The 22,252-nt window shown below is 67.8% G+C and carries 19 protein-coding genes and 3 pseudogenes; 16 read left to right on the forward strand and 6 right to left on the reverse strand.

What is annotated here, in order from left to right:
• Positions 1-93 precede the first annotated feature (93 nt).
• Together OG395_RS57445 and OG395_RS57450 are read right to left on the reverse strand one after the other, a co-directional pair.
• A pseudogene (locus OG395_RS57445) lies at positions 94-654 on the reverse strand (SAM-dependent methyltransferase); the annotation flags it as partial.
• A 12-nt stretch (positions 655-666) separates the two neighbouring features.
• Positions 667-1,992 (reverse strand): annotated as a pseudogene (locus OG395_RS57450) (IS701 family transposase).
• Between the two features lie 853 nt (positions 1,993-2,845).
• Here OG395_RS57450 and OG395_RS57455 point away from each other — a divergent pair.
• From OG395_RS57455 to OG395_RS57495, 11 genes and pseudogenes are all read left to right on the forward strand, one after another.
• A complete protein-coding gene (locus tag OG395_RS57455; protein WP_327250087.1) occupies positions 2,846-5,053 on the forward strand; it encodes a fibronectin type III domain-containing protein in 2,208 nt (735 codons plus the stop codon).
• 16 nt (positions 5,054-5,069) lie between these two features.
• On the forward strand, positions 5,070-5,792 hold the full coding sequence (locus tag OG395_RS57460; RefSeq protein ID WP_327250088.1) for a hypothetical protein: 723 nt from the start codon (positions 5,070-5,072) through the stop codon (positions 5,790-5,792).
• A 201-nt stretch (positions 5,793-5,993) separates the two neighbouring features.
• Positions 5,994-6,788: pseudogene (locus OG395_RS59075) on the forward strand (IS701 family transposase); the annotation flags it as partial.
• 61 nt (positions 6,789-6,849) lie between these two features.
• Positions 6,850-7,317, forward strand: coding sequence for a hypothetical protein (locus OG395_RS57465; protein WP_327250089.1), 468 nt, complete (start codon positions 6,850-6,852; stop codon positions 7,315-7,317).
• A 323-nt stretch (positions 7,318-7,640) separates the two neighbouring features.
• Complete coding sequence (locus OG395_RS57470) at positions 7,641-8,093, forward strand: hypothetical protein (RefSeq protein WP_327250090.1); 453 nt, start codon at positions 7,641-7,643, stop codon at positions 8,091-8,093.
• 45 nt (positions 8,094-8,138) lie between these two features.
• On the forward strand, positions 8,139-8,558 hold the full coding sequence (locus OG395_RS57475; RefSeq protein WP_327250091.1) for a DUF3800 domain-containing protein: 420 nt from the start codon (positions 8,139-8,141) through the stop codon (positions 8,556-8,558).
• An 887-nt stretch (positions 8,559-9,445) separates the two neighbouring features.
• Positions 9,446-10,519, forward strand: coding sequence for an integrase core domain-containing protein (locus tag OG395_RS57480; RefSeq protein ID WP_327250092.1), 1,074 nt, complete (start codon positions 9,446-9,448; stop codon positions 10,517-10,519).
• Between the two features lie 340 nt (positions 10,520-10,859).
• Positions 10,860-11,153, forward strand: a complete 294-nt coding sequence (locus tag OG395_RS59080; RefSeq protein ID WP_442818847.1) for an RNA polymerase sigma factor — start codon at positions 10,860-10,862, stop codon at positions 11,151-11,153.
• 64 nt (positions 11,154-11,217) lie between these two features.
• The gene (locus tag OG395_RS57485; RefSeq protein WP_327241578.1) at positions 11,218-12,483 is read left to right on the forward strand and encodes an ISL3 family transposase; all 1,266 of its coding nucleotides are present in this window, start codon (positions 11,218-11,220) and stop codon (positions 12,481-12,483) included.
• Positions 12,484-12,511: 28 nt separating this feature from the next.
• The gene (locus OG395_RS57490) at positions 12,512-12,820 is read left to right on the forward strand and encodes an RNA polymerase sigma factor (RefSeq protein ID WP_327250093.1); all 309 of its coding nucleotides are present in this window, start codon (positions 12,512-12,514) and stop codon (positions 12,818-12,820) included.
• Positions 12,821-13,128: 308 nt separating this feature from the next.
• Complete coding sequence (locus OG395_RS57495) at positions 13,129-13,371, forward strand: cold shock domain-containing protein (RefSeq protein WP_327250172.1); 243 nt, start codon at positions 13,129-13,131, stop codon at positions 13,369-13,371.
• Between the two features lie 240 nt (positions 13,372-13,611).
• On the opposite strand, the gene OG395_RS57500 is transcribed toward OG395_RS57495, so the two are convergent.
• The 3 genes from OG395_RS57500 to OG395_RS57510 all read right to left on the reverse strand — a co-directional run bounded on the left by OG395_RS57500 (position 13,612) and on the right by OG395_RS57510 (position 16,873).
• Positions 13,612-13,941 (reverse strand): hypothetical protein, encoded by a 330-nt coding sequence (locus tag OG395_RS57500; RefSeq protein WP_327250094.1) that lies wholly within the window; start codon positions 13,939-13,941, stop codon positions 13,612-13,614.
• Positions 13,901-16,615, reverse strand: coding sequence for a hypothetical protein (locus tag OG395_RS57505; protein WP_327250095.1), 2,715 nt, complete (start codon positions 16,613-16,615; stop codon positions 13,901-13,903). Before OG395_RS57505 ends, OG395_RS57500 begins: the two co-directional genes overlap by 41 nt.
• A 66-nt stretch (positions 16,616-16,681) precedes the next feature.
• Complete coding sequence (locus OG395_RS57510; protein ID WP_327250096.1) at positions 16,682-16,873, reverse strand: hypothetical protein; 192 nt, start codon at positions 16,871-16,873, stop codon at positions 16,682-16,684.
• Positions 16,874-17,266: 393 nt separating this feature from the next.
• On the opposite strand from OG395_RS57510, the gene OG395_RS57515 reads away from it, so the two are divergent.
• Positions 17,267-18,505, forward strand: coding sequence for an IS256 family transposase (locus tag OG395_RS57515; protein WP_327250097.1), 1,239 nt, complete (start codon positions 17,267-17,269; stop codon positions 18,503-18,505).
• A gap of 139 nt (positions 18,506-18,644) precedes the next feature.
• Here the strand turns inward: OG395_RS57515 and OG395_RS57520 are convergent, their stop codons facing one another.
• A complete protein-coding gene (locus OG395_RS57520; protein ID WP_442818733.1) occupies positions 18,645-20,072 on the reverse strand; it encodes an IS1182 family transposase in 1,428 nt (475 codons plus the stop codon).
• A gap of 374 nt (positions 20,073-20,446) precedes the next feature.
• Here OG395_RS57520 and OG395_RS57525 point away from each other — a divergent pair, with 374 nt between their 5' ends.
• The 4 genes from OG395_RS57525 to OG395_RS57540 all read left to right on the forward strand — a co-directional run bounded on the left by OG395_RS57525 (position 20,447) and on the right by OG395_RS57540 (position 22,081).
• Positions 20,447-21,034, forward strand: coding sequence for a hypothetical protein (locus OG395_RS57525; RefSeq protein ID WP_327250098.1), 588 nt, complete (start codon positions 20,447-20,449; stop codon positions 21,032-21,034).
• Positions 21,031-21,225: a hypothetical protein gene (locus OG395_RS57530; RefSeq protein ID WP_327250099.1), complete on the forward strand. Its 195-nt coding sequence runs from the start codon at positions 21,031-21,033 to the stop codon at positions 21,223-21,225. Before OG395_RS57525 ends, OG395_RS57530 begins: the two co-directional genes overlap by 4 nt.
• Before the next feature lie 353 nt (positions 21,226-21,578).
• Positions 21,579-21,833, forward strand: a complete 255-nt coding sequence (locus OG395_RS57535) for a type II toxin-antitoxin system Phd/YefM family antitoxin (RefSeq protein ID WP_327250100.1) — start codon at positions 21,579-21,581, stop codon at positions 21,831-21,833.
• Complete coding sequence (locus tag OG395_RS57540) at positions 21,830-22,081, forward strand: type II toxin-antitoxin system RelE family toxin (protein ID WP_266992441.1); 252 nt, start codon at positions 21,830-21,832, stop codon at positions 22,079-22,081. Before OG395_RS57535 ends, OG395_RS57540 begins: the two co-directional genes overlap by 4 nt.
• The last annotated feature ends 171 nt before the right edge of the window (positions 22,082-22,252 follow it).

The following is a 22,252-nucleotide window of genomic DNA, read 5'->3' on the forward strand; positions in this document are numbered from 1 at the left end:
CAGGACCTCGGGCGGGCCAGGCTTCCGGGCTGCCGTACGGTGATCGTCGAGTACGCCTTCGTCGGACGGCGGACTCCCGCCGACTCGGCCCGGTCAGCCGACCACCGGCCCCCGGCGGACGAGCAGCACGTGGTCGGCCACGGTGGCGGTCTGCCCGCCCGGGCCGGTCGCCTCCCGCCGTGGTGCTTCGGCTCGCTCGACGGTCCAGTCGGAGGCGGGCAGGGCGAGCGCTGCGTAAGTTTCCTGCGGGGTGTCGAAGTGCGTGTCGCTGTCCTGGTTCCAGGACCAGGGCGCGATCGACCCGTGGTCCACCACAAGGAGCCGGCCCCCAGGGCGCAGGGCCTCGGCCGCGGTGCGCAGGATCGCGTCGCGGGGCAGCTCGTAGGGCGTGTGGAAGTACTGGACCGAGACCAGGTCGAAGTCCCCGGCGGGGAAGGTCTGCCCCAGATCGTGGCACTCCGCCGTGACGCGGGCATCGAGGTTCTCCGCGCGGGCGAGCGCGGCCACACGTTCCACCGCGGTCGGCGAGATGTCCACTGCGGTGACCTTCCAGCCGTGGCGGGCAAGCCACAGGGCGTCGCCGCCGGTTCCGCATCCCAGGTCGAGCGCGGCCCCGGGAGTCAGCCCCGAGGCCACCTCGTCCAGCAGGGGATTGACCCGGCTTGCCTAGTACTGCAACGACACTTCGTGATGTCCTCTGCGTTTGTAGTGGCTGATGCGAGCTCGTGCTTGGCTCTTTCTTCGCCATACGGACCAGGCGAGTACGTACTGGAAGCCATGGCGGACGGGAAAGCAGATGCGATTGAAGAGACGCCGGGACTCGTTCATGGCCACGGGTATGAGGGATCGCTCGGTATCGGTTTCGGGACCCCCTTTTTTTGCCTCCACCCGCAGGATTGCGAGGAAGGCGAGGGCGGCCATGGAGAGAGTTATGTGCCGGTACCACGCGGTATAGCCGCGGGCTTGGTAGTGATCAAGTCCGGTCTCGTTCTTCGCAGCCTGGAAGCATTCCTCGACCATCCACCGGGGCCCCGCGATCCGCGCGAGTTCCTCAAGAGGCGTCCCGGTCGGGGAAAAGCAGATGTAATAGGCGATTTCCGTGGGGTCGGTAAGGCTGCGGCGTGCCAGCAGCCAGTGGTCCCAGCCCTCGCGGCGCCAGGGCCGGATCGCGGCTGCCGCCCAGTCGTAAACCCTCGGCCCATGAGCACCGTTGCCGCAGTTCAGAGACTTCCACTCATCGTCGGCCAGCTGGCTGATCAGCTCGTGAGCGCGGGCCTGACCGAAGAATTCCATGGTGATGACCATCTGCGATTTCGGAACCGCCAGCACGTGAGGTATTTCGTGTTCCTCCAGCCACAGCCGGATTCAGCTTGTCTGGCCGTAGACTTCATCAGCAGTCACCCAGCCAAACGGGATCCCGGCCTCCATCGCGCGTTGCAGCATGCGCAGTCCCAGGTCCGGTTTGGTGGCGAACTCGACATCGTCTTCGATACCGGCCGCCCGGCAGCATTCACGGTCCGACGTCCAGCCCTTCGGAAGATACAGCTCACGGTCTATCAGGGCACGCCCCTTCCCGGATCCGTAGGCCAGGAAGACTCCGATCTGAGAATTCTCAATCCGGCCGGCCGTCCCCGAGTACTGTCGGGCCACACCCGCCGACCGGACGCCCTTCTTCAGGAATCCCGTCTCATCGAGGATGAGAATTCCCTGTTCGGGATCCCCGAGGAGTTCCACAACCGCGTCGCGGACATCGTCGCGCAGAGCTTCGGTGTCCCACACGTAGTGGTTCAGCACATGCTGCATGCCCTGGGGGCCGCCATCGCCGACGGTCTCCGCCAGGGTCCAGCCGTTCTTGCGTTCCGTCTCACTGAGCAGTCCCCGCAGGTAGGACACCGCCCGTCTCCGCGACTCCACACGCCCGAACCGACCCGCAAACCGCGCCACGAAGTCATCGAATACATCTGACCAACCGTCAGTTATCTCTTTCTGCACGCAGCGATCAACGAGACAGCGTCCACAACGTCACGAAGTGTCGTTGCAGTACTAGTGCTCACCATCAGCGATGAGCTTCAAGGCGTCCTGGCGACGGTGGAGACCGCCGAATTGACTGTCCAGCACGGCATTGGGTCGAAGAGCGGGGGGCTGGTGATCCCGACGCGATCGGCGGCCTGCTGCACGAGTTGGCGGAACTCGCCCGCGGGGCACAGCGGCGCGGGGAACGGCTGTACTGCTGGATCTGCGTCTGATCGACCCGAGTTCCGCACTACCCCAGAGGACTGACGCGTCGGGCTGTGCTGGTGGGACCGTCTCTCCAAAGGAGCGACACCTAAATGGCTTCGCCGGCGGAACCTGGTCCCGGCATGATTCCCAGCCTCCACGGCTCGCCGAACTCCTTCGGTGCCTTGCCGAACAGCCGCAGCCGCGGCCGCAGCTCTCGCGAGTCCAAGTGGCTGGTGTCGGTGGAGCCGCAGCATCGCCTCGGCGACGGGGCGCGACCACAACCGCGCTCACCGCCGCCTGTGGACACCGCCCCCGCGCGCCGGTCGGCGCCCGGCGGACCGACTCGTCATGTCCGCAACCGGGTTGGCCAGTGCTGATGCGGCATCCAGCCACTGCGAGTGGTTCGCGGCCATGACAAACGGCGACGGACCCCTCTACCATCGCGGCACGCAATTGGCATTTTATGTGACTAGGGGGGCTGATGCGGAGCAGATACTTCCGAAATAGCTTAAGAACGACGGCAGTTGTCGTGTCGTTGGCGCTCCCGGTGGCACTGCTGAGCCTGCCGGCGCCCGAGGCAGCGGCGGCTGAACCGGTCAGGCTCGTCCCTGCCGCATGTGCGGGCATGACCCCGCCGCAGGAGGAGAACCACTCCGCCATCCGGGTCGACGCACCGGAACACGGTGCCGAGGTCGCGGTCGACGAGGAGGGGAAGATCGACCTCGGCGGCGTCCTACACAAGCACGCGACGATGGTCGACGTGTCGGTCGGCAAGCTGGTGACGACCGACTTCACCCTCGGCCCGCCACCGGACGGGGTCTCGGGCTGGGCCTCGTCATGGGAGACGCGCCTGCGGCCGCCGGAACTGGGCGAGAACCTGGTGTGCACCCGCGCTGAGCGCGAGCCCAAGCGGCACGCGAGGGTCCTGCGTTCCATTACCGTCGTCGACAACATCCCGCCGAGCAACGTCGCCGGTCTGACGGTCGGCGACATCACGGCGTACTCGGCCAAGGTGACCTGGGCCGCGGCCACCGACAACTACGGCCTCGCCGGATACGAGATCAGGGTCGACGGCGGCGCCCCGCACCGTACGAACAGCGGCACCCGCTCGTACACGATCACGGGGCTGGCGCCGGAGACCGAGCACACCGTGTCCGTGGTCGCCGTCGACCTGGCCGGCAACAAGTCGCCGACGCCCGCCACGGCGACCTTCCGCACCACGCAGAAGCCGCCGGAGCCCGTCGGGCTGGAGTTCGACCCGGGGGAGGGTGGCGCCCTGGCCACATGGCACCCCGATCCCGCCTATGACGTCACCTACCGCGCCTTCCTCGATGGTTCTCTGTACGAGGAGTTCTCGCTGAAGCAGTACTGCGAGGACACTGCTGGCAACCCGGCTGACCCGTGTACTGCGGACAGCGTCGTCAAGTACCCGATCGAGCCCCTCGAAGCGCTCACGTCGCACACGTTCCGGGTCGACGCGATCGGCGAGGACGGCACGAAGGTACGGGACTTCGGGGGCGAGTTCATCACCTCGGCCGTCGAACCCACGGTGCCCGAAGCGGTCACACAACAGGTGACCAGCGAGGGCTCGCAGTGCGCCGCGCAGGGCGGCGACTTCTACGTCGCGCCGAGCCTGCGCGGCGACGTCCCGGTGCCGGCAGGAGCCACGCAGGTGTTCGAGGGCTGCTACACCGCTGCGGACGCCACCTGCATCGAGGACAACCTTCCGCTGGACGAGGACAAGAAGCTCGACTGCGACGACGACGTCACCGACATGCTCAAGGAGGTCGCTCCGCCCGGCAAGGGACCGGCGATCGACTCGCTGAGCGGCACCACCGGCCAAGTGGGAACGCAGTTCGTGCCAGGAGCCGCGGTCCAAACGGTCGCCTGGTGCGCCCAGGGCGCCTGTGCACTACTGCTGGCGCCTCCCACGGTGGCGGTCGAGGCCGCGGCGGGTGCGGCCGCCACCTCCGCTGTCGCCACCTTCGTCGTCGTCACGATCGCGGGGATCGTCATCGGGATCGCACTCGGCGTGCTCTGGGCGATCCTCTTCCCCACCCCGATAGCCATCGGAGGGCTCCTCGAATACCCGATTCACCACGACGACGACCTCACCACGTTCGACAACTGGCACCTGGACGAAGGCGATTGGTACAACAGCCTCAAGGCGTACGCCCAGGTGATCACGACGACGAAGGAGATAACCGGTCGGGACAACCTGCCCTTCGCCTGGGACGACAGCGAGGACGCCAAACTCAAGAGCATCATCGACGCGGCGTGCACCGCCCAGCGGGGCACCCAGGGAATCGCGGCTTGCGACGACGACGTTGTCGTCTACGTTCCCGGTGGTACGAACTACCGGGGTGCGCCCATGCAGGAGACCGGGACCCATATCGTGGAGGCCATGGGCAACGGAAGCTACCCGCAGCCCCCGGCGCGGTCCAAGTGGTTCTACCCGGGGCGCAGCGAACGCGGCCAGGCCGCGACGGCTGCGGGTTACGACCGCAACTGGTACGACAACAATCCGCGCTTCCAGCCGAACGTCTGCAACGGGCGGGTCGCGAAGACCTGTGACGAGTTCCCGTTCTGGGGGACGGACCAGGCGGTCGACCTGTCGGGTCTGACCGCTTCTCTGAAGCCGGTGCCGAACGCGGAGTCGCTGCCGCAAGCCCATGACCTCTCCGCGTTCTACGGCAAGTGCAAGGTGAAGGACACGGACAAGTTCATCGTGCTGCCGATCAAGCCCTGGGTCGAGGCGAACGGGCCGAGCTTCGGATTCCGGATCAACCCGGGCGGGACCGACCTGTGCATGCAACCCAAGGCAATTCCGTAATGAAGGCAACTCCGTAATGCTCGATGACATGCTGGCGCTGCGTGACGCGGCGCAGGACTACCGGACAGCGGCGTCGACTGCGGGCCTCACCTGGCCCGCAGCCGACGCCCCGTCCGGCGGGCAGCCCCCGCCGGACCTGGTCCACCGGCTCTTCGACGTGGACCACGTCGCGGAGCAGGTGACCTGGCTCCAATTCCAGGGGTGGCATGCGCGGCGGCTCCTGCCCAACGGCGGAAAGCTGCTCCCGTGGCCGACCGACGGGGAGGCACTCGACATCCTGTCGCTCTCCGTCGGCGTGCCGTTCCCCTGGCGGCATCAGCTGCCGCTGTTCCACTTCGACGTCATCGTCTACACGTTCGTGCTCGCCGGTGATCACGAGGGCGAGATCTGGCGCTATGAGATCGCCCCGGACGCCTGGGACGCAGTTCGAGCCGCCACCAGCCTGGCCGCCCTGTTCTCCACCTGGACGAAGGGGATTGAGGCCGGTGTCATCGAATACAACGACTTCAACGGATGGCTCTCCGTCTCCGACGGTACCCGCAGCGGCCTCGACCTGCTCCAGGAGCGAGCGCCGAGCCTTGATCCCCTGGCCTTCCCGGTGTCCATGCCCCTTCATCCGCTGCTGCGGGCTCGACAGGCCGAGTGCGGGGTCGACATGAGCTGCGTCGACCGGGGCTTCGAGTGCATGGAGGAGCTGCTCGGCGAGATCGAGGCCATCCGCACCTCCCTCGGTGTCTGAGCAAGATCGGCAAAACCGTCGCTGTATGGCCGGGCTCCGACGTTTCCGCAGGGCGGCTATGTCGGCCTCGACTTTCGTCGTTCTGACCAACTGTCAGATAGGTAGCTCGCACGGGTGACCTGTGGCCATCGGCCCGGCCGGGAGGCAGACGCCAAGGAAGCATCGGCGGTGCTTATGTCGCCTGCTGTGAGGGACCCGCCGATGCTTCCGGATCCGACCGTACCCGCATCTCTGCTCGCTGTGCTGGGCGCTTTGCGCGGCAGTTTCACCTCGCCGACCTTCTCCACGTTCGCCGCGCTGGTCACTGGGCTGATCGCGAACACCGGTCGGGGCACGGTCACCGGGATGCTGCTGGGCGCGGGGTTGACCCGTTGCTGGTCCCATGACCGGGCCCACTCCTTCTTCGCCCGCGCCCGCTGGGAGCCGCAGACGCTGGGCGCGTCGCTGTCCCACCTTGTGGTGCGCTCTGTGGTGCCCGACGGCACCCCGCTGACGGTGGCGGTGGACGACACGCTGTTCAAACGGCGTGGGAAGAAGGTCTTCGGCGCCGCCTGGCAGCACGACGGCTCCGCCGCCGGCCGCGACGGGATCGGCTACGGCACCTGCTTCGTCGTCCTCGGCCTGATCGTGGACCTGCCGTTCCTGCCCCGTCCGGTGTGCCTGCCGGTGGCCGCCCGGCTGCACCGCCCGAAAGGCGAGCAGACCAAGGTCGAACTGGCCGCTTCCATGATCCGATTCCTGGCCGCCTGCCACTGGAGCCGACGTATCGATGTGGTCGCGGATGCCGCCTACCACGGCAAGGCGCTGCGTGACCTGCCCGTATCTGTCACCTTCACTACCCGGCTGCCGTCCCACGCGGTGCTCTACCGCCTTGCCCCACCGCCGACCGGACGGCGCGGTAGGCCCCGCCTGAAAGGCGACAGGCTCGGCACTCCGGCCGAGCTGGCCGCCACGCTGGCGTTCACCCCGCAGGCCGTGACCCGCTACGGCCGCACCGAGACCGTGTTCACCGCGCGAGACCACCTGCCTGTGGTACGGCTCCTTCCACACCCAAAGGGTGAAGGTGCTGCTGCTCCGCGAGGATGCCATCGACACCGGCTACGACCTGGCGTTGATCTCCACCGACCTGACCGCGTCGGGCGGGCAACTGGTGGCCCGGTATGCCGCGCGATGGTCGATCGAGGTGACCTTCGGCGAAGCCCGCGGCATCCTCGGCGTCGGCCAGGCCCACCACCGGACCCGGCGCGCGGTCCAGCGAGGGGTTCCGTTCGGCCTGTACTGCTACACGATCACCGTGGTCTGGTACGCGCTGTACGGCCACCACCCCCAGGACGCGGCCGAGCACCGGGCACGGGCCCCGTGGTACCTCACCAAGACGCACCCGGCGTTCTCCGACATGACCGCCAAGCTCCGCCGAACGATCATCGCGGCCCGATTTATGCCCATCGACGCCGGTCAGCCCACAGATACCGAAATCCGCGCCGTGCAAGAGGCATGGGCCGCAGCCAGCGCACACCTGGCATGACGATCAATCAGAACGTCGAAAGTCGAGTGTCGGCAACCCGTGTTCGGAATCAACGTCGGCAAACGATGGACATCGACGGACCTACTCGCCAGTTACTTGCTCCCTGGTGTCCAAGCTAGGACTGTTGGCCCCCTTGGGCGCGGGCCCCCTCCTGTTCGCGGTCCGAGCACGGGTGCCGTTGCCCGAAACCCGAAACCGGTGGCCGCCTCGCCCGTCTGCCCGGCATGCTCCAGAAATGAACACTCCCCCCTGACTCGCCCCCTGTTGTCTACGCAGATGAGTCCTCGAACTCAGGGCAGAACCTGCTCGACCCGGATCAGCCGGTGTTCACGGTGGCCGGTGTCCATCTGCCTGACGAGTTGGCCGCGTCCATCGTGGACGAGGTCCGAGCTCAGCTTCCCCCCACCCAGGGAGAGCCCAAGTACGGCTCACTCGCCCGGTCCTCGCGAGGACGGAAGGCGTTGATGCGGGCCTTCGAGCAACTGCCCGAGGGGAGCACCCGCAGCCATCTGATACACAAGCCGTTCATGGTGACGACGAAACTGGTAGACGTCCTGGTCGAGCCGCTGGCGGATGCGGACGGCTTAAACCTGTACGAGGACAAGCAAGGGCTGGCTCTGGCGGAACTGCTGCACGTGTGCGGGCCGGCCTTCGGGGACGCTGCGGCCTACCGGCAGCTACTTCAGACCTTCGTGAACTGGGTGCGTCAGCGGGTCTCAACCGACGACCTGTTCGCAGCCGTGGCCGCATACAAGGCGTCGGTGTCGGTGGATTAGGGCGACTTCGCCGAGTGGATTGATCTACTCGAGTACTGCCGGGGCGTGGCCGATGAGACCGCCGCCGACCTCGCGGCCGGCGAACAGCGGGACCTGCTCGACCCGGCGGTGCCCTCGCTGTACTGCCTGTGCACCAGCTTTGGCGAATCTGTTGGGCAATTCCGTCTCGTTCACGACGCGTCCAAGGTGATCGACCGCAACGCGATGCTGTTGCGCATGGCGCACCTGCTCCCGGACCTTGCCCGCCCGGGGCAATTCAACGACCCGTTTCCGGCCACTCAGATCGACTTCGCAGACAGCAAAGCCCACCCACAGCTCCAACTGGCGGACTTGGCGGCGGGCGCGGTACGGCAATGGGCGGCCCACTTGGCAGTGGGCGGCGGCGACCGATTCTCGGAGGAACTGGCGGACGTGGTGCGGCCCTGGGTGGTCGACGCTATCTGGCCGTCCAGCCCCGAGCATTGAGCTGTCCTCGTCCGGGCCGGGGTGACGGCGATGGACCTGCACCCCATGCAGGTCACTTGGTTCTTCCTCAAGGCCGCGTCACAAAGCTCTCACCGCTACTTTGCGGCTTGGGCCAGAGGTAGGAGTCCGCGGCCTCTCCGTGAGGGGCGCACCGAGGGCCGCGGCCTGCAGGGGGAAGTAGAGCGGACGAGCGCGTTCGCGCTCGGCACTCCCGAGTGCGGGCCTTTGCGGACCGTGCGTTCACCGTCGACGGCCGAATCGGCCGCGACCGGCCTCCCGGCCGTTGCCGGGCGCGGCCCGCCTCCTGCCGCACGTCACGCGCCCCGCCACAGCCCTGCCGCTCCGCTGAGCGCTGCGAGCCGTCCACGCAAGGTGGTGCCTGCCTTCCCTCCTCGAAGCGTGTTTGCGACGCCAGGTGGCTGCTCGACGCCACCCAAAAGCGGGGCGGCGTGCTCGATGGTCCGGTTCGTTGCCGTCTCAGGCGTGGAGGCGATCGCTTTCTGTGGATTGTGGCTGAGGTACCGGGGGAAGCAGTCGCGTCGATCTCGGCACGCGTCGACGCCAGTTCCACATCGTCGACCTTTTCGCCGGACCCCGACGCTTTTGGCCACCGTCCCGCTTGAAGAAGTTGGCTGACACGGCGGTCCGCCCACGAACAACCCACAGCCAGTTCCGTGCCCCTCGGCGCAACTCCCCGGCGATCAAATTCATCGTGTCGATGTCCTGATACGCCGGGTTCCCCATCGCCTTCGAGGTCGCACTGGACGGCAAGCCAAAGCCTCCGGTCACCGTGAGGGAACTGTCCGTAGAGAACCAACCTGCGGGGCTCGTAAAGTCATCGCCGCAGGTCGGGAAGGTAGAGCGTTCTCGGCTGGGACCATGTCGGCGTGATCATCTCGATGCTGTACAAGGTGGCTCGCAGGCTGCTGTCCGTCCCTGGGGTGCTCCTGCGCCGCGACACCGATAAGGAAGCCGAGTTGCTCGTCCTCCGGCATGAGAATGCGGTGCTGCGCCGTCAGCTCGCCCGCCCGGTCCGTTACGAGCCAGCGGACCGGTTCTGGTTGGCTGTACTCTCCAGCCTGATACCCCGTCGCCGCTGGCACGAGGTCTTCGCGGTTACTCCCGGGACCCTGTTGGCCTGGCATCGCAGGTTCATCGCGGCGAAGTGGGACTACAGCGCCCGGCGCGCCCGCACCGGACGGCCGCCGACCAAGGCAGCGCTCAAGAAGCTGATCCTGCAGCTCGCTCGAGAGAACGCGCAGTGGGGGCACCGGCGGCTGGCCCGACTCGGACACCCCATCGCCGCATCCACGGTATGGAAGATCCTCCACGCGGCGGGCATCGACCCGGCCCCACGCCGCGCCGGCCCGACCTGGCGGGAGTTCCTCACGAACCAGGCCCAGGGCATCATCGCCGTCGACTTCTTGCATATCGACACTGTCCTCGGCAGACGCCTGTACGCGCTGGCGTTCCTCGAACACGGCACCCGGCGCCTACACATCGCCGGCATCACCGCCCACCCCACCCGCGAGTGGGCAGTGCAACAGGCGCGGAACCTGACCACCGACCTCTGCACGCCCATGGAACCCCTGCGCTTCCTCCTACGTGACCGCGACGGCAAGTACGGCCAGTCCTTCGACGCCGTTTTCGAGGCCGAGGAGATGGAGATCCTCAAGAGTGCACCGCGAGCTCCTCGGATGAACGCCCACTGTGAGCGGGTGATCGGCAGCATCCGGCGTGAGGCCCTCGACCATGTCCTCATCATGAACGAGGCCCACGCCCGGCACGTCCTGGCCGCCTACGAGCGGCACTACAACGAGCACCGCCCCCACCGAGCACGTAACCAACTACCTCCGGGCGCCGACCAGCAGCCCATCACCGTGCACGACCTCGAAGTCCGCAGACTCCTGCGCACCCGCATCCTCGGCGGCGCCATTAACGAGTACCGCTATGCGGCTTGACCTGCAGCGACGACTTTCCGAGCCCCACAAGATCACGAACAGGAGCGAGCCAGCCGCACGCGGAAACCAGCCGGCCCTCGGATGTCAGAAAAACGGCCTCCACTGCCACTCCTTATCGAAGCGAGGGCACCTGTCCTTGCCCGGAGGAGGAACACAGCGTCGTGGACAGCACAGTCGTCAGCGCGGCAATGACCGTGGCCGCGTGCTCGGCCGGAGGTATCGCCCGGGTGCTCGTGGCCCGGATCACCGCCCGGGCCCTGCTGAGGAGGGCTCGCATCGAAGAGCAAGGCCGCACAGCCCGCATCAACGCGCTGGGGGAGGGGAGACAGCCGTGGACCGTATGGAGGATGACACCGCATCTGCCCCCGTACCAGGCGCGCGGCACCAGGCAGCGACGTCGGCATACGTCGGTACTTCCTACCAGGAGGACCGGCCCTACCTCATCCGGTTCCTCCTGCGCCATGGAGCGGAGTACCCGGAAGCCGAAGACGCCGTGCACAGCGCCTTCGTGGAACTGATGCGCTCAAGCCAGCCGGTGCGCAGCCCACGGGCGTGGCTGCGCACGGTCGCCCTGCGGGCCTTTTTGGGCTCTCCTGCCGCATGTGTGGGTGCTGTGACCTGGGCTGATACGTGAAACACGCCGCTTCCTGTGATCCTTGAGGTGTCTAGGCTCAAGTTTGATCAAGCAGAGAAACGGCGTGTCTTTCTTCAGGATATGGAAGCGGACGCTGACGGCCGAACACACGGTGGTCGAGGGCGTCCGGATCGACGAGAACGAACAGTGTGTGGTCGTGTCGGTACGGCCTGACACGAGACGTCGGCAGCGGTGCGGCCGGTGCCGGCGCCCGGCGCCCTGGTTCGACGCCGGGCGGGGCCGACGTCGGTGGCGGGACCTCGACCACGGCGTGATGCGGGTCTTCCTGGAGGCCGACGCGCCGCGGGTGGACTGCCGCCGACACGGAGTGACGGTGACGGCGGTGCCCTGGGCTCGTCACGCTGCCGGACACACCTACGCCTTCGATCAGCAGGCCGCCTGGATGGCCGCCGAGTGCTCCAAGAGCGCGACCGCACAGTTGATGCGGACTTCCTGGCGCACGGTCGGGGCGATCGTGGAGCGGGTGGTCGCCGACCGCGACCGGGCCGTCGACCGGCTGGCCCGCCTGTGGCGGATCGGCATCGACGAGATCAGCTACCGCAAGGGGCAGAAGTACATGACCGTGGTCGTCGACCACGACACCGCCCGCGTGGTGTGGATGAGCGACGGGCACGGCAAGGACGTCCTGCACCGCTTCTTCGACGCTCTCGGCGCTGAACGGGCCCGCACCCTCACGCACATCTCCGCCGACGGCGCCGGCTGGATCGCCGAGGTCCTCCTCGATCGGGCCCCCGGCGCGATACGGGTGATGGACCCCTTCCACGTCGTCGCCTGGGCCACCGAGGCGCTGGACGCCGAGCGCCGGGCCTCGTGGAACCGGGCCCGCCGCGAGCTCGGCGACCGCGACAGGGCCCGGGCGCTGAAGGACTCCCGCTTCGCGCTGTGGAAGAACGCCGACGATCTGACCGACCGACAGGCCGCCAAGCTCACCTGGATCGCCGCCACCGATCCGCGCCTGCACCGGGCCTGGCGCCTGAAGGAGGCCCTGCGGGCCGTGTTCGCCCTGGCCAAGTCCCGCCCCACCGCCGCCCTGCGGGCCCTGGACCGGTGGATCGGCTGGGCCCGCCGCTGCCGCATCGACGTCTTCGTCGACCTCCAGCGCAAGATCATGCGGCGCTACGAGGCCATCCGCTCCGCGCTGGCCACCGGCCTGTCCAACGGGCTGATCGAGTCCACCAACACCAAGACCCGGCTCATCATCCGACGCGGCTTCGGCTTCCACAGCGCCGACGCCATCATCGCCCTCGTCATGCTCACCCTCGCCGGCCCCCGCCCCACCCTCCCCGGACGCCAACCCGCCACAGAGTGACCCACTCATGCGGCAGGAGAGCCCCTTTTTGCGGCAATCGGTCCCCGAGCAGCCCGAAGGCGATCTCGCTGACCGGCTGGCGGAGACGAGCGCGGACTGGCGCACCCCCCTGCAGGCGACAGAACTGAACGAGCAGCAACGTCACGTCCTGCACACGCTTCTCCAACTGCCTTTCAAACAGCGCAGCGTGATGGCCTGGCACCTCGACGGATTCTCCACCGCCGAGATCGCCGAATCGATGGGCCTGGAACAAGCCGCGGTCCTGCAGAACCTCTCCCGGGCCCGCCGCACCCTCAAGCAGCAACTCGGCATCACTGACCGAAGGAGGCCACAGTGAGCAACGTCGAGCGCACTCCCGACGACGAACTGGACCTGCTGCTCGGACAGATGGACGCAGCTCTCCTGCAGGCAGTCCGTACCCGTATCACCCCGCAGGGCTCGGACGCCGGCGACGGCCATGGCACAGTGCCCGAAACGGGACCCGCGCACGCAGATACGGGCCAGAACACCGACGAAGCACTCGACCACGTACTGGGCGCGACCGACGACGCATTGTTGACGGCTGTCGAGAATCGAGGCCGCCGCCCCGCCAACCTGCCCACTGAGGCCGCCGACGTACGCGCATCCGATGGAAGCGCTGAAAGGATTGACGGGCAGAGATACCCGTACAGGACCGGCACAGTCAAATGGTTCAACGCTGAAAAGGGGTACGGCTTCATCTCGGTCGATGCCGCCGACGGTAGCCCGTCCGTCGACGTCTTCGTCCACTACAGCGCCATTCAAATGGACGGACACCGAACCCTTGAGGAAGGACAGCGTGTCCAGTTCACCATCTCGCACGGCCAGAAAGGACCCCAAGCAGACGGCGTGAGGTATGTGAACGGATAAACAGTCCCACGTCCACACACCGATTTCTGCCACGCAGAGACTTGCAGACTGTCACCGGACGCAGACGCAATGTTCGGCGGCGCGCCAAATTCTGGAAGGAAAACACACCACCGGCTCGTGCACGCGCCGGCCACGAGCACGCGGCCTCGGTCCCCCAGGGTCCAGCAGACATGCAGCGTCCTCCCGGAACCGGTACCCACGTACCGGTCTGCCGTCTTTGCCGTAATCCCGAGACGTCCGTCAGCTCCCGTAGGCGTCATCGATGGCTCCGGCGTTGATCAGGGCCACACGCAATGCCTCACGCTCGGGGGTGTTCTGGGCGGGTGCCGCGGCATAGAGGTCGGCAGCGCGGCGAACGGTCCTGGCCCGATAGCCGTTGACAGGCCCGTGGTCGAGGGCAGCGGCAGCGATGAATTGGGCACCAGGAGAAGCGGGAGTACGCCCGGCGCGTTTGACCATGTAGTGGGCGTATTCCAGGTCGGGCTGCTGGGCGAGAGTGGCGACGGTGAGCTCCAGCCACAGGTCCTGGTCAAGACCAGTGGCGAGCGCGAAATGCCCGACTCCGCGCAAGGCGGCAGCCGGGAGACCGGCATCCAGGGCCGCACGCCACAGGCCGGCGGCCCGCTCGGTCACCTCGCCGCTCTCCGACCGGTCGGTGTAGGTGGCGAGCTGGGACAGCATCGCGGATACGGCCACAGCCCCGCCGGGGCTGCCGGCGAGTCCGGCGAGGAACTCCCCGGCAGGGCCGAGGGGTTCGGTATCGTGCAAGGAAGACCCGGTAGAGGGAGCCTTCGGCGTCCGGCGCACGCAGGACACGCCACAGACCGGTGCGGTCCAGCCGAGCCAGCAACGCTGCGTCGGGCTTGCTGTGAGCCAGCCAGACACGCGCAGGGCGCCATGCCGGCTCCAAGGGCAGGAGCGTGTCGACGTGGCCGGCCGTCCAGGCCGGGGCGCAGCGGTGGAGCAGGGTGAGGCGGAACCCGATGACCGCGAGAGCCTGATCGTCCGGGTCGGCATCCAGCAGCGCCTCCAGCGTCGCCGTCAGCTCCTCAGGCAGACCGTCCGCAGTACGCACAGCAGACTGGATGCCCCAGGCGGTCAGGGAGAGCAGGGCGCTGCCGCCGGGCGCCGTCATGGCCACGGCCAGTGGGGAGGAGGTGCCCAGACGCGGGGTGCTCCAGCCGGTGACCAGATCACGCAGCCACGCCACGGCATCCGTTTCCACGGCCCCCAGGGATGCGCCACTGTCCCAGGCGCGGTGCAGGAGGTTGGAGATGACCAGCTGCAACTGCACCGCCTGCGGCCCGTCGGCCTCCTGCGGGCGGATGGCGAAGGCTGCCTCGGCGAGTGCGCCCAGCACCCCGGGATCCAGCAGGCCTTTATCCGCGGCGTGGTGGAGGGCGTTGAAGTGGGCGGTCTGCAGGACCGGGCGCGCGGCGGCCGCCGCGACCGCGGCAGGATCCGCAGCCCAGGTCTCCAGGTCCTGGGCCACGAGCTCGCCCAGCAGACCGGCACGATCCTCATCAGCATCGCCATCGTCGTCTGCGACGTGGGCGGCAGAGAGCGCGGCGACAGCCGCAGCCGCCCCGTCGGCCTGGGCCCGCGCGCTGAAGACCTCCACGGACAACCCCCCGTAGGCCTCCACCCACGAGGTGGTCTTCACAACGGGCTCAGGCCTGCCCGGGGGAGGCCCGTACTTCTCCTCCAGCAGCGCCAGGACCGGCTCCCACGGCCCGCGTACGGGCTCGGACAGCACCGGGGACAGCCGTCGCACGACGCGCCACCGTCGAGGCACCGGCCCGGGAAACGCATCGGCCCACGCACGCATCTGCGCCGCAGTAGGCGGTGCGCCCAAGCCTTCTCCCAGAGCGGCCTCCATCTGCGCCCGCAGCTCTTGCGGACAGTGGGCGTCCAGCAGGGCGAGGAAGTCGGCCAGGTCCGCGCTCGGCCATGTTCCGCCGCCCACCTCCCGCGCGGCGTCGACCGCCGTCTGCCACCATTCGGCCGCAGCCTCGGCACGCTGGCTGTCGTGGGGCCAAGACTCGGTCAGATGCACAGCCACCAGCCGTGCCCGGTGCTCGGTGGCAGGCAGCTTGCCGTGCACACCCCGCAGCCGCTGTGCGACCGGCATGCCGAGCTGCGCCTCGGCCAAGGCGAGATCGAGCACGGCCCGCATCAGCGTCACGACGATGACACGCGGCGGGTCAGCCAGCGTGATCGTGCCGAGTTCGTTGACGAGCTCGGTCTGCAAGCCCGCGTTCTCGTCATTGAGATGGTCGGCGAGAACACCGGCAAGCGCGGAACGGATGATCACGCCGAGTCGGTCCTTGCCGGTGCGCAGATGGCCTCCGGGCTGTGCGGTGTCGACGAGCTCGCGCAGCACCTGTCCGCTCTCCCACGACTCGTGCGCGGTGAACGTGCGGGACCGCAGGACGCCCTCGAGCACGACCACCCACAGCCCCGTCCGCTCGGCAACGGGAACATCCCTGGCCCAGTCCGCGACACGCATCAAGACAAACCGTTCCGGCTGTGCCCGCACCAGCCTGGCCAGCAAGGCACACGCCGCCATACCCGCCTCGCTGACCACCCCGACCGCCTGCGACAGTGCCCCGGGCCCCTGGGCACAGATCGAGTCCAGGTTCTCATCCACCCAGGCACACACCCGCTCCGGCTCATCAGCCAGCAGCCGCCGCAGATACAGCACAGCCGGCCAGCGCTGCTCCTCGGGCAGCAGCCGCGACAGCGGCAGCAGATCGAGCCATCGCCCACTCACGACAGCCTGGAAGAAATACACCCCTGCCCGCGGGTCGGTCATCCGCGCAACCTCGTCCGCGTTCTGCTGCACCGGTGCATCCAGCCTGGCCAGCTCCCGCAACCGGTCCGCCCGCTCAGGCAAGCCGAGAAAGAGCTGCTCCATGGCAGCAGTGACATCGTTGAACTGACGGCGCGCCTCGTCTGCCCCGCTGCCGGAGCCGTGCAGCACGCTGGAAGCGGCGCTGTAGAAGGCGCTCCAGCTGAGGGCCGCCTCCGTCTCGGCGAGCCCCATCTCCTGCCGGGTCTGCTCAAGCACCAGATGGCCGATCTGCCGCGTACGGAATCCCCCATGGTTCGCCTGCTCGGCACGCAACCGATCGACCGCGCCGACGAGGACATCCAGATCCCCGGCTTCCACTTCGCTGCGATGCCGCCAGGCATCCACCACAGCCCCGGCCGCCTTGGTGACAGCCTCGGTGGCGCTGCGCAACCCAGGGAAATCCTCGCCCGCGATCTTCAGAACACTGTCCAGTGCACCACGCAGGCCGGGGGAACCTCACTGCGCCACCTCGTAAGGAGCCTGGAAGATGACGGGAGCGTTCATGATCTGGGCCGCGTCCAGCAGCAGGCTCAGCGACCGCTGTCCGTGAGCACCCTGAGCCTGCAGGGCCGACACGAGCTCCGAGCGCACCACGCACACGGCTGGCGCCAACTCTGCCTGCTCGCTGCCAAGGGGAGGACTGGACATCGGCCCACCGTAGCCGCACGGATCGGGCAGGCATCGTCCTCCAGGGACAGCCGACACCAAGGGCGGGCAGAACCCGCCCCCGTATCGCCCAGGTACTGGCAGATCGCCGCGCTCGGCTCTCTCGTGCCGGGCGCTGAGACCGCCATTGGTACAGGCTCAGTGACCTGGTGGTTGGTGCTGACGGGTGGTGCTCACCTGTTGCTGACATGAGTGACGAAGGGCCATGTCATTCTCGCGCAGACCGCTATAGCGGAGGTTGCGTCCAGGGAAGTGGTGTACAGGTTTCCATCTAAATCGGGGGTTTGATCCCGTAGTTGAGTGAGAAGCCTGAACGTAAGACGGCCACCGGCTGATCCTTCGAGAACGACCAAGCTCTTGAAGGAGAACAGCACGATGACCGCACCCGACAGTCTGCCCTTTACCGCGCTGCTGGAGGAGAACCTCGCTTCGGCGAGTCCGGATCTACTGCGTCAGATGGTGAAGACCTTCGCCGAGGCCATGATGTCCGCCGACGTCGACAACGCCTGCGGAGCCGCCTACGGAATGCCGAGCGAGGAACGCGTCAACTCCCGCAATGGCTACCGCAATCGATCCTGGGACACCCGGTTCGGAACCGTCGACCTGGCCATCCCGAAGATCCGTACCGGCTCCTACTTCCCTGACTGGCTGCTCGAGCGCCGGCGCCGCTCCGAGCAGGCCCTGATCTCCGTGGTCGCCACCTGCTACCTGCTCGGCGTCAGTACCCGCCGGGTGGAGAAACTCGCCGCCACTCTCGGCATCACCCAGCTGAGCAAGTCCCAGGTCAGCGAGATGGCCAAGGTCCTCGACGCCCGGGTCGCCGAGTTCCGCAACCGGCCGTTGGACGCCGGCCCCTACACCTTCGTGTGGGTCGACGCCCTGACCCAGAAAGTCCGAGAAGGAGGCCGCGTCGTCAACGTCCACTGCCTGGTCGCGGTCGGCGTCAACAACGAGGGCAAACGCGAGGTCCTCGGCATCGACGTCGCCTCCAGCGAGGACGGCGCCGGCTGGCTGGCGTTCCTGCGCTCCCTGACCACCCGCGGCCTGACCGGCGTCGAGCTGGTCGTCTCCGACGCCCACGTCGGCCTCGTCAGCGCCATCGGAGCCGCCCTGCCCGGCACCGCCTGGCAGCGCTGCCGCACCCATTACGCCCGCAACCTGCTCTCCCAGGTCCCCAAATCCGCCCAACCATGGGTGGCGACCCTGCTGCGGACCGTCTTCGAACAGCCCGACGCAGCCGCCGTCCGCACGCAGATGGCCGCCGCCATCGCCGGCCTGGACGAAAAATTCCCCAAGGCCGCCGAGCACCTCGAAGCCGCCCGCGAAGACCTCCTGGCCTTCGCCGCCTTCCCCCGCGAAGTGTGGAAGCAGATCTGGTCCAACAACCCCCAGGAACGCCTGAACAAGGAGATCAGGCGCCGGACCGACGTCGTCGGCATCTTCCCCGACCGAGGCGCCATCATCCGCCTGATCGGCGCCGTCCTGGCCGAGCAGAGCGACGAATGGGCCGAACAGCGCCGCTACATGGGACCCGAAATCCTTGGCCGCTGCCGCCTTCACCTGATCGAAGGAAACGCCACCGAGACAACCGCCCCGGCAGCCCTCACCGCCTAGGAGCGTGTCCCGGTAACGGGCAATCGGCTGGTGATCGTGACGGTGAGATCGGTGGTTGCTCGCTGGGTGCCTGCTGGGGCGGGTGGCCTGGTTATGTCGGCTTGGGGATCGGCCTGAAGGGGGCCGTTGACCGGGCCGGTCAGCTGATCGCCGCGGCGAGTCCTGCGGTTCCGGCGTGTCGGAAGATCTTGCGGAGGTTGTGGCAGGCGGCCAACAGTCGCCACTCGCCGCGGGCTCCGTCCTCACCGCGCAGGAGGAGTTGGCGGCCGTTCTGGCAGGTCATGATCTGGCCGAAGACGGGTTCGACGATGGCTTTGCGGCGGCTGTAGGCGGCCTTGCCGGGCTTGGTCCGCAGTTTGCGGGCCATGCGCTCCTTGAGGGTGGCGCTGGCAGGGATGCGTCCGCGGGGCGCGGGCGGGACCTGTTCGTCGTGGCCGAGTCGGCCGGTGGCCATGAACGTGTCGGTGCCGCAGGCGAGTTGGCGCTCTTGGGCGGCTTCCAGGTTGGTCTCGGAGCAGTAGCCGGCGTCGACGAGGGCCTGCTTGGGGTGGACGCCGGTGTTCTGCGCGGACTGGTCGAGCATCGGGGTGTAGTTCAGCGCGTCCGAGGCGTTGGTAGTGATGTCGGCGGCCGTGATGACCTGGTGCTTTTCATCGACGACAGCTTGGGCGTTGTAGGCCTGGATGTAGGCGCCGTCGCTGTTCTTCATGATCCGCGAGTCGGGGTCGGTGAAGTTGGCCTGGGCCTTGGGCTTGGGCCGGACCTTCGCGGCGGCCTTCTGCCCGGCGTCGGTGACGGCCCGTTCGTCGCTGGTCCCGGCGCGCTCCTGACGGCGGCGTTCCTTGTCCTCGGCGTGGCGGCGGGCCTTGTCGGCAGCCTCGGCCTCGATCTGCGCGCGGGCGGCCTGCAGCCTGGCCAGGCGCTTCTCACGCCGGTCCAGCTCGGCAGGCAGGTCGGCCTCTTTGCCGTCCACGCCGAACCGGGCATCTTCGGTGGTATCGACTGCTTCGGCGTCGTCCAGCAGGGACCGGGCCGCGGCCTCCAGGGCGGCGATCTCGGCTTCGATCTGCTCTTCCTTGCCGATCAGGCGGCCGTAGCTCATCGCCTTGTGTTTGGAGGCGCTGGCCTCCAGCTTGGTGCCGTCCAGCGCGACGCGGCCCATCTTGACCATGTCCAGCTTCCGCGCCAGGTGCAGCGACTGCAGGAACAGGCCGGCGAGCGCGTCCAGGTGGCGGCGGCGGAACCGGGCGATCGAGCGGAAGTCCGGAGTCTGGTCGGCGGCCAGGAACCGGAACGCGACGTCATCGACACACTTACGCGTGATCGCCCGCGAGGAGCGCACCCCGGTGGTGTAGCCGTAGATCAGCAGCCGCACCATCAGCCGCGGGTCGTAGGGCGGGTAGCCGCGCTTTTCGGTGTAGTCGGCCAGGATCGGCGACAGGTCGAGCACCTCGTCGACCAGGTCGGCGACGAACCGGGCCAGGTGGTCCTGGGGCAGCCAGTCCTCCAGCGACGGCGGCAGCAGCAGGACCTGGTGCGGGTCGAACGCCCGGAACGTCTTGTCCACCGCCGCCGGACGACCCTGCGACTGCTTCTTCTCACCCGGCTCGATCTCGAACAGCCCATCCCGATCACGCATACCGTGATCATCCCGCATGAATGATCACGAACCGCAGGCGGGGTGCGGGTTACTGGGACACGCTCCTAGCTTTCACAGTGGATCACCGAGTGGCCGTCGTTACACCACGCCACCGGACGTGACCCCGCTTCGTCGTCGCCCACCGTCAGCTGATGCAGCCCATCCTCCGCTGGAACAACCTGTTCCCTACCCCTGTTCGCATCCTGGGAGTGAATCCCTTCGCCGACTCCATGACCCGGATTGCGCGACTTGTCGCTCCGATGCGGGACATGGCCTCGTGGGTCGCCCGGATCCCCTGGTTGATGATCGAGGCCGAAGCGGCGCTTGAGGCATACCTGGAAAACGACAAGAAGCCCCTTTTCGACTTCATGGTGCAGCGCCTCAAGCTGCGGCGGCCGTCTGAGGACCATGCACAGGCCCTGATGCTTGCCCTGCTGTGCAAGGACTGGAAGCACGAAACGGACCTCAGCGATCCGCGGGCGGTCCGGCTCGCATTGCGCAAGCTCACGGACGCCGGTGAGGGCTGGGAAGCCAACCACCAGGTCGCCGGAGGCAAGATCACCTCGCTGGAGGACCTCCAGGCACGCGAGGTGCCCCTCCCACCCTCGCGGACCTCCGGGCCGGAAGAGTTCGTCATCGCGAATCTCGTGCCGTGGGCCGAGAGCTTCGACAACCGGCACGTCCGCCACGCTGTCGCACGTCTCGACCAGGCTGAATCGGCGGTAACACGCAGATGGGCTGAGGAGACTTTTCCGAACTGGCGCGAAGCAGTTCTACCGCACGAGCAGCAGGCGCCCGAGTTCAGCGACCGAGTGCGTCGCAAGCTGCGGCGTCATGGCAAGGAGATCATCAGGCGCCAGAGCATCCTCGGCAGCCGGGAGGAAGCATGAGTCGGAACCAGACAGGTCAGCAGCCGCTCATCAACCTCCGCGCGGCCGTCGTCTTCCTGATCGGGGCACTTGTCGCGATGACGACCGGAGCCCTCACCTACGTATCCGGCAATCCCGTTCCGGCAGCCCTTCTGGCGGGAGGTGCGGCCTTCGGGGCTTCGGTGGCCTTCGCGCACTCGATCATCGGTTGACCCAGCCTCACCGGCGAAACCCGCGCGCACGGATTCTCTCAATCCGATCGACGCGCGGGTCCCGCGCATCATTCCGAGGCCGTCTTTCGGCCACCGGACGGATGGGGCAGATGGGATCGCAGAGCTGGGTCCCGCAGTGGCCAGCCACACCGACCCCTACGGGACGCCTGCCTGGCCGTCGAATGCCGTGGGTCAGTCGGACCCGGGGCGGGCGGAAGTAGTCCGGAACCGGTGCATGGGCCCTGGCCCCGAACGGTGGAGGTGTTCCGGACCACCGGCACGTTTCACCGTTGCGTTGTGCGGACCTCAGCGTCCCTCTCTACAGAAGGGGCATGAAGTGTACAGTTCTGCCCATGAGTGACACTCTGCCGATCACTGAAGCGCGGGCCCGGTTCGGGGCGCTGGTTCGCCGTGCGTCCCACGCCCGCGAGCGCATTACGATCACCGACCACGGCCAGCCGGCGGCCGTACTGATAAACCCCCAGGAGCTCGCCGACCTGGAAGACGCCCTGGCCCTGGCGCAGTACCGCGCCCGGCAGGCGTCCGGTGAGACCGCGGGCGTTCCGCATGACGAAGTGCGCGCACGGCTCGGGCTGGGGCGCGGTTGACGTACGAGATCACCTGGGACGAGGCCGCCATCGACGCGGCCGCCCGGTTCCTCAAGGACGACCCCGACGGGCTGCGCCAGCTGATGGACGCGGTCGACCTGCTTGCCGAGCAGCCACGGCCAGCGGGCAGCGCCGAGTACGGGTCACCGGATCTGCGCCGGATGCACGTCGGCCGCTACCGCGTCCTGTACGAGGTCACCGAGGCCACTGTCACCATCGTCGTCATCCACGTCGGCCGCCTCGGCTGACACCGCGGTACGGCCCTGCCCGTTCGGGGCTGCCCCATCTCCGTCGCGACCGACGCGATACTCCCGACGGCCGCGGCTAAGCGTGCACCCGAAATCGAACACATGCCCTAATCAGCCCTTCCTTAGCTTGACTCTGACGCGTAAATAACTGCAGGTAGGAGCTGTCTTGGG

The organism is Streptomyces sp. NBC_01320 (assembly GCF_035974375.1).
In the GTDB taxonomy this organism is placed as follows: Bacteria; Actinomycetota; Actinomycetes; order Streptomycetales; family Streptomycetaceae; genus Streptomyces; species Streptomyces yanii.

Coding starts and splice junctions, on each gene's coding strand:
- OG395_RS57525 (WP_327250098.1), top strand. CDS start 20,447: ATGATCGAGGCCGAAGCGGCGCTTGAGGCATACCTGGAAAACGACAAG.
- OG395_RS57460 (WP_327250088.1), top strand. CDS start 5,070: ATGCTCGATGACATGCTGGCGCTGCGTGACGCGGCGCAGGACTACCGG.
- OG395_RS57515 (WP_327250097.1), top strand. CDS start 17,267: ATGACCGCACCCGACAGTCTGCCCTTTACCGCGCTGCTGGAGGAGAAC.
- OG395_RS57510 (WP_327250096.1), bottom strand. CDS start 16,873: ATGTCCAGTCCTCCCCTTGGCAGCGAGCAGGCAGAGTTGGCGCCAGCC.
- OG395_RS57455 (WP_327250087.1), top strand. CDS start 2,846: ATGACCCCGCCGCAGGAGGAGAACCACTCCGCCATCCGGGTCGACGCA.
- OG395_RS59080 (WP_442818847.1), top strand. CDS start 10,860: ATGGAGGATGACACCGCATCTGCCCCCGTACCAGGCGCGCGGCACCAG.
- OG395_RS57530 (WP_327250099.1), top strand. CDS start 21,031: ATGAGTCGGAACCAGACAGGTCAGCAGCCGCTCATCAACCTCCGCGCG.
- OG395_RS57535 (WP_327250100.1), top strand. CDS start 21,579: ATGAGTGACACTCTGCCGATCACTGAAGCGCGGGCCCGGTTCGGGGCG.